At 69.3% G+C, this 5,537-nt stretch carries 9 protein-coding genes; 5 read left to right on the plus strand and 4 right to left on the minus strand.

Going from position 1 to position 5,537, the window contains the following annotated elements; translation table 11 throughout:
* Positions 1–165: 165 nt before the first annotated feature.
* The 4 genes from G6022_RS06555 to G6022_RS06570 all read right to left on the minus strand — a co-directional run bounded on the left by G6022_RS06555 (position 166) and on the right by G6022_RS06570 (position 2,932).
* On the minus strand, positions 166–1,557 hold the full coding sequence (locus G6022_RS06555) for an ATP-binding protein (RefSeq protein WP_182691217.1): 1,392 nt from the start codon (positions 1,555–1,557) through the stop codon (positions 166–168).
* Positions 1,557–2,240 carry a response regulator transcription factor gene (locus tag G6022_RS06560; RefSeq protein WP_182617164.1) on the minus strand — a complete coding sequence of 228 codons (684 nt, stop codon included), beginning with the start codon at positions 2,238–2,240 and terminating at the stop codon, positions 1,557–1,559. The genes G6022_RS06555 and G6022_RS06560 overlap by 1 nt, the downstream gene beginning before the upstream one ends.
* Before the next feature lie 195 nt (positions 2,241–2,435).
* Positions 2,436–2,606: a 50S ribosomal protein L32 gene (gene rpmF / locus G6022_RS06565; RefSeq protein WP_179525844.1), complete on the minus strand. Its 171-nt coding sequence runs from the start codon at positions 2,604–2,606 to the stop codon at positions 2,436–2,438.
* A 65-nt stretch (positions 2,607–2,671) separates the two neighbouring features.
* Positions 2,672–2,932: a type B 50S ribosomal protein L31 gene (locus G6022_RS06570; RefSeq protein WP_095718598.1), complete on the minus strand. Its 261-nt coding sequence runs from the start codon at positions 2,930–2,932 to the stop codon at positions 2,672–2,674.
* A gap of 358 nt (positions 2,933–3,290) precedes the next feature.
* Here G6022_RS06570 and rpmB point away from each other — a divergent pair, with 358 nt between their 5' ends.
* From rpmB to G6022_RS06595, 5 genes are all read left to right on the plus strand, one after another.
* Positions 3,291–3,527 carry a 50S ribosomal protein L28 gene (gene rpmB, locus G6022_RS06575; RefSeq protein ID WP_010542299.1) on the plus strand — a complete coding sequence of 79 codons (237 nt, stop codon included), beginning with the start codon at positions 3,291–3,293 and terminating at the stop codon, positions 3,525–3,527.
* 1 nt (position 3,528) lies between these two features.
* Positions 3,529–3,693 (plus strand): 50S ribosomal protein L33, encoded by a 165-nt coding sequence (gene rpmG, locus G6022_RS06580; RefSeq protein WP_017836290.1) that lies wholly within the window; start codon positions 3,529–3,531, stop codon positions 3,691–3,693.
* Between the two features lie 3 nt (positions 3,694–3,696).
* Positions 3,697–4,002, plus strand: coding sequence for a 30S ribosomal protein S14 (rpsN, locus tag G6022_RS06585; protein WP_017836289.1), 306 nt, complete (start codon positions 3,697–3,699; stop codon positions 4,000–4,002).
* A 10-nt stretch (positions 4,003–4,012) separates the two neighbouring features.
* Positions 4,013–4,270 (plus strand): 30S ribosomal protein S18, encoded by a 258-nt coding sequence (gene rpsR / locus G6022_RS06590; RefSeq protein WP_007632792.1) that lies wholly within the window; start codon positions 4,013–4,015, stop codon positions 4,268–4,270.
* A gap of 163 nt (positions 4,271–4,433) precedes the next feature.
* Complete coding sequence (locus G6022_RS06595; RefSeq protein ID WP_182617162.1) at positions 4,434–5,375, plus strand: AEC family transporter; 942 nt, start codon at positions 4,434–4,436, stop codon at positions 5,373–5,375.
* Positions 5,376–5,537 lie beyond the last annotated feature (162 nt).

Raw genomic sequence — 5,537 nt, forward strand, 5'->3', positions numbered from 1 at the left:
GGCTCTCCGGCCGCTGACCGTATCCACCCGGACCCGCGCCCGGACCCGAGGCCCACTCGTCGCCGGGCCGGGGACCACCCGTGCCCCGATCGTTCTCGTTCTCCATATCCGACATGGTTCCTCACCGCGCTGTGTGCCCGCTGAGACGACCGCGTCCCCCGTCGATCAGTTCGGGGGGAGCTCACACCCGGGGATGGTCATCCGCACCTCGGTGCCCCCACCGTCCGCGTCATGGATCTCCACGGTGCCTCCGTGCCGGGTGACCACCTGGCGGACGATCGCCAACCCGAGCCCCGAACCGGGCATCGCCCGTGCCTCCCGCGAGCGGTGGAATCGCTCGAAGACCAGCTGCCTGTCCTCCTCAGGGATACCCGGCCCCTGGTCGGCGACGGTCAACTCCACGACCGACTCCGACACCGGGTTCATCCGGACCGTCACCGTTCCCCCGGTCGGGCTCCACTTGGCCGCGTTGTCGCAGATGTTCAGCACCGCACGCTCGATCCCCGCGTTGTCACCGAACGAGTACCAGGGCGCCTGATCCACGTCGAACCGCACGTCGTGACGCCGCCGACGGACCCGCTCGAGGGCCCGCTCGACCGCCTCCGACACCGCGACCGGCTCCAGCTCGACCTCCCCGGAATCCTCACGGGCGAGCTCGACCAGGTCCCCGACCAGCTGGGTGAGCTCGGAGATCTGACCGATCACGTCGACCTCGAGCGCCCCCCTGTCCGCGGCCGGGATGGTCGGCGCCCCCGGCCTGCTCGCGGCGATCAGTAGTTCCACGTTGGTCCGGAGACTGGTCAGCGGTGTCTTGAGCTCGTGCCCGGCATCGGCCACGAGCCGCGATTGTCGATCCCTGCTCTCCCCCAGCGCTACGAGCATCTGGTTGAAGCTGGCGGTGAGCCGGGCGATCTCGTCATCACCCGCCACCGGGATGGGCCGCAGGTCGTCGGTCCTGGCGATCCGCTCCACCGCCCTGGTCAACCGGGCGACCGGCGCCAGACCCGTGCGCCCCACCGCCGTACCGGCCACCGCCGCCAGCGCGATGCCGGCCGCACCCACCAGCGTCAGGACGATCGCCAGACGATTGAGGGCCGCCCTGGTGGGGCTCAGGTCCTGCGCCAGGATGAGTGTCGAACCGTCGCGGACCCCCACCGCATAGATCTGCTTGCCCCCGGCCGTCCGCAGGCTCGACTCGGTCTCGCCGCGGACCACGGCGATCTCGGGGCCGCCGATCTGGAAGGGTTCGCCGGTGGCCGTCCGCACACCGGAGGGCGCGACGATCTGCGCGTCCAGATTGGGGTTGAAGGCCCGCAGCGCGATGAGGGTGCTCCGGGACTGGAGGGCGAACTCCGACGCGAGCTGGCTGTTGACCAGTTGGTCGGCCTGTTGCTGGAGCCGGTTGTTGACCTCGCTGTACATCGACCCGGACACGACGAAGTACGCCGCGACGGCCATCAGGGCCACCGCGACGCCCACCGAACTCGCCGCCAACAGGGTGACCCGCTGGTGCAGGGAGATCGGTGTGGAGCCCCACCCCACCGTGCGGGCTCGCACTACGGCGTCTCGCGCAACACGTATCCCACGCCACGCACGGTGTGGATCAGACGACTCTCGCCGTCGCCCTCGGTCTTACGCCGGAGGTACCCGATGTACACCTCGAGCGCGTTCCCCGACGTGGGGAAGTCGTAACCCCACACCTCCTCGAGGATGTGGCTCCGGGTGAGGACACGACGGGGATGGTGCAGGAGCAACTCGAGCAGGGAGAACTCCGTCCGGGTCAGCTGGATCCGGCGCTCCCCCCGGTTGACCTCGCGGGTCGCCAGGTCCATCCGCAGGTCCTCGAACTCCAACACCTCGTCCACGTCCTCGGCCTCCGGACCCCGACGACGCAGCAACGCCCGCAGCCGGGCCAACAGCTCCTCCAGCGCGAAGGGCTTGGGCAGGTAGTCGTCGGCGCCCGCGTCCAGGCCCGCCACCCGCTCGGACACCGCGTCCCGGGCGGTGAGCATGAGCACGGGCAGGTCGTCCCCCCGACTCCGCAGTATCCGGCACACCTCGAGGCCGTCGCGGCGGGGCATCATGACGTCGAGGATCACCGCGTCCGGACGGTTCGCGTCGAGCCGTTCGACCGCCTCGACCCCGTCCCCCGCGAGCTCCACCGAATAACCGTTGAACGTGAGGGAACGGCGCAGGGATTCACGCACGGCCTGGTCGTCGTCCACAACGAGGATCTTCATACCGGGAAGTCTCCCGCACCCGCCTGAACCACGGCTGAGGAATACCGCGACCGATGCGCGGTCCGCGCCGGCTCCTGATGACGCCGACGAGCCCGGTGGGTCCGGGGGGACCCACCGGGCTCGTGACCGGGCGTGTGCGTGCGACGCGCGGGCGCCGCGGAGCTCAGTTCGTCTCGGCGATCAGTCGACCGACACTCAGCGGTCGAGGTCGACGAGGCCGAGCTTGGCGGCCTTGACCAGGCGACGCGGCAGCACCACGGCGCGGCCGTCGATCTTGGTCTCCTGGAGGGCCGGGTTCTCGGCCTTCCACTGCGAGCGGCGGGAATGGGTGTTGGCGCGCGAGAGGCGACGCTTCGGAACTGCCATGACTGTTACGTCCTCTGAGGTCTCGGGTGTGGGTGTGGGTCGGCGGCGGAGCACCGACCCGCGGCTCACTTGGTGCGGCGGGTGCGGTTGCCGTAACGGCGCTGGAACTTCTCGACACGGCCGGCCGTGTCCATGACGCGCTGCGCGCCGGTCCAGAACGGGTGCGACTCACTGGTCACGTCGACCACGATGAGCGGGTAGGAGTTGCCGTCCTCCCACTCGACGGTCCGCTCGCTCTTCGCGGTGGAGCGGGTGAGGAACTTGGTGCCGGTGCCCGAGTCCTGGAAGACCACCGGGTGGTAGTCGGGGTGGATGTCGTTCTTCATACTGGATCCCTCTAGCTCGGTAGAAGTCTTGGGTCTGGCGCCCGCCCCGTCAGGGGCACGCAACTGCCAGTGGCCGAACCGGGGATCCCGGTATCAGCACACGCATCGGTAGATCGTACCCGTACGATGACCGCGTACCCAATTCGCACGCTCCGCCGGCCGTCCCCACCGGCGTTGACGTGCTGATTACCGTTTCCCGCGGTCGGGCCGTAAACTAGACCATCGCTGTTGTCTGCACGTTTGCTATCGCCTCTCACGGTGCCCGCGACGTGGTGATCCGCTGCTGTTCGGCCCAGGCCGACCGGGAGCCCCGACCATCACGCGCCACCGTACGAGGAGGCGGAAGGAGAACCACGCCATGTCGGCGCATTGCCAGGTAACGGGACGGAAGCCGGGTTTCGGCAAGTCCGTCTCGCACTCACACCGCAGGACCAACCGTCGCTGGAACCCGAACATCCAGCGCCGTAGCTACTTCGTGCCCTCCGAGGGTCGTCGCGTCACGCTGACGGTCTCCACCAAGGGCATCAAGACCATCGACCGCGATGGCATCGAGGCCGTCGTGGCCCGTATCCGCGCCCGTGGGGAGAAGATCTGAGATGGCACGTAACGACGTTCGACCCATCATCAAGCTCAAGTCCACGGCCGGGACCGGGTTCACCTACGTGACCCGCAAGAACCGCCGTAACAACCCGGACCGCATCGTCCTCAAGAAGTTCGACCCGGTCGTCCGCAAGCACGTCGAATTCCGAGAGGAGCGCTGACCCGTGGCCAAGAAGTCAAAGATCGCGCGCAACGAGCAGCGCAAGGCCAAGGTGGCCCGGTTCGCCGAGCGCCGCGCCGAGCTCAAGGCAATCATCAAGAACCCCGAGAGCACGGACGAGGCGCGCATGGACGCCCAGACCGCGCTCAACAAGATGCCGCGTGACGCCTCGCCCGTGCGGGTGCGTAACCGCGACGTCGCCGATGGCCGCCCCCGCGGCTACCTCCGCAAGTTCGGCCTCTCCCGCGTCCGCATGCGCGAGATGGCCCACCGTGGCGAGCTGCCCGGTGTCACGAAGTCGAGTTGGTGAGTAGGTAATCATGGCAAAAGCGCGTAGCACCCCGTCCAAGAAGATCCGTGCCCAGGAGGGTCGTCGGCCCAAGAAGAACCCGTTGAAGGTCGCGGGTATCGAGACGGTCGACTACAAGGACGTCAACACCCTCCGCACGTTCATCTCCGATCGTGGCAAGATCCGTTCGCGCCGCGTCACCGGCCTCACGCCGCAGCAGCAGCGTCAGGTCGCCGTCGCGGTCAAGAACGCCCGTGAGATGGCACTGCTGCCGTTCACCAGCCGCTGAGCCCTTGCTCGGCGCGGTCGAACCGCACCGCACGTCCCGTTCGCGGTAAATAGCCGCCGACACAGGCAACAGCAACCCGATCGGGGTCGCGCCTCCTGCCCGCAGGAGTGCTCGGCCCCGATCGGCGTTACCGCTCCCCTCCCCCGAACCCCAGGAGTCCGCAGTGGCCGGCGTCCTCAACGGCTTCGCCGTGATCGTCGCGGTCGTCGCACTCGGGTGGCTGCTCGCCCGTTCCCGGGTCCTCGGTTCCGACGCCCGACTGGTGCTCAACCGGCTCGTGTTCTTCGTCGCCACCCCGGCCCTGCTGTTCGACGCCCTCGCCCGGACTACGCTCGACCAGGTCTTCACCGGCGTCTTCGTGGTCTCCGCCGCGACGGCGATCGTCATGGCGGTGGCCTACGTGCTCATCGCGAAGCTGTGGCTCCGGCGGCCGGCCGCCGACCTCGCCGTCGGCGCCCTGTCCGCCAGCTACGTCAACTCGGCCAACCTGGGCATCCCCATCGCCGTCTACGTCCTGGGGGACTTCGGGTTCGTCATGCCCCTGTTGCTCTTCCAGGTGGCGGTGCTCCAGCCGATCGCCATCGCCGTACTCGAGCGCGCCGCCCGGGCGGAGGGCACGACCGATGGCGGCGGAGGTGCGTTCTCCTCGGCGCTCCAGGCCGCCCGGACCCCGCTGGTCCTGGCCGCGCTGGCCGGGGTGGTGGTGGCGGCATTGCCGTGGTCGCCGCCCGAACGGCTGCTCGAGCCGGTCCACCTGGTCGGTCAGATCTCGGTCCCCGGCGCACTCCTGGTGTTCGGCATGTCCCTCTACGGCGTGAAGGTGCTCGAGGCCGGAGCGTCACCGCGCCGGGAGATCGCCCTGGCCAGCGGCCTGAAGCTGGTCGCACACCCCCTGCTCGCGTACGCCGTCGGCAGCGGCCTCATGGGGATGCGGGGTCACGAGCTCCTCACCGTGGTGGTGGCCGCCGCCCTGCCCACGGCGCAGAACGTGCTCGTGGTGGCCACCCGATACGGCCACGGGACGCTGCTCGCCCGCGACTCGGCGGTCCTCACCACACTCGGGGCGCTCCCCGTCCTGCTGCTGGTGTCCGCACTGCTGGCCTGAGCTCCGCCGGGCACCGCCCCACGTGCACCCCTCAGGTCGCGCCCGCCGCGACGACGCCGGCGAACACGACCGCGTTGTTGACGCCGTGGAGCACGATCCCGGGCACGATCGACCGGTACCACTGCGCCATCACGCACAGCGAGATCCCCACCACCAGCAGGT

The sequence above is a fragment of the Dietzia sp. Cai40 genome (assembly GCF_014145165.1).
Lineage (GTDB): Bacteria > Actinomycetota > Actinomycetes > Mycobacteriales > Mycobacteriaceae > Dietzia > Dietzia natronolimnaea.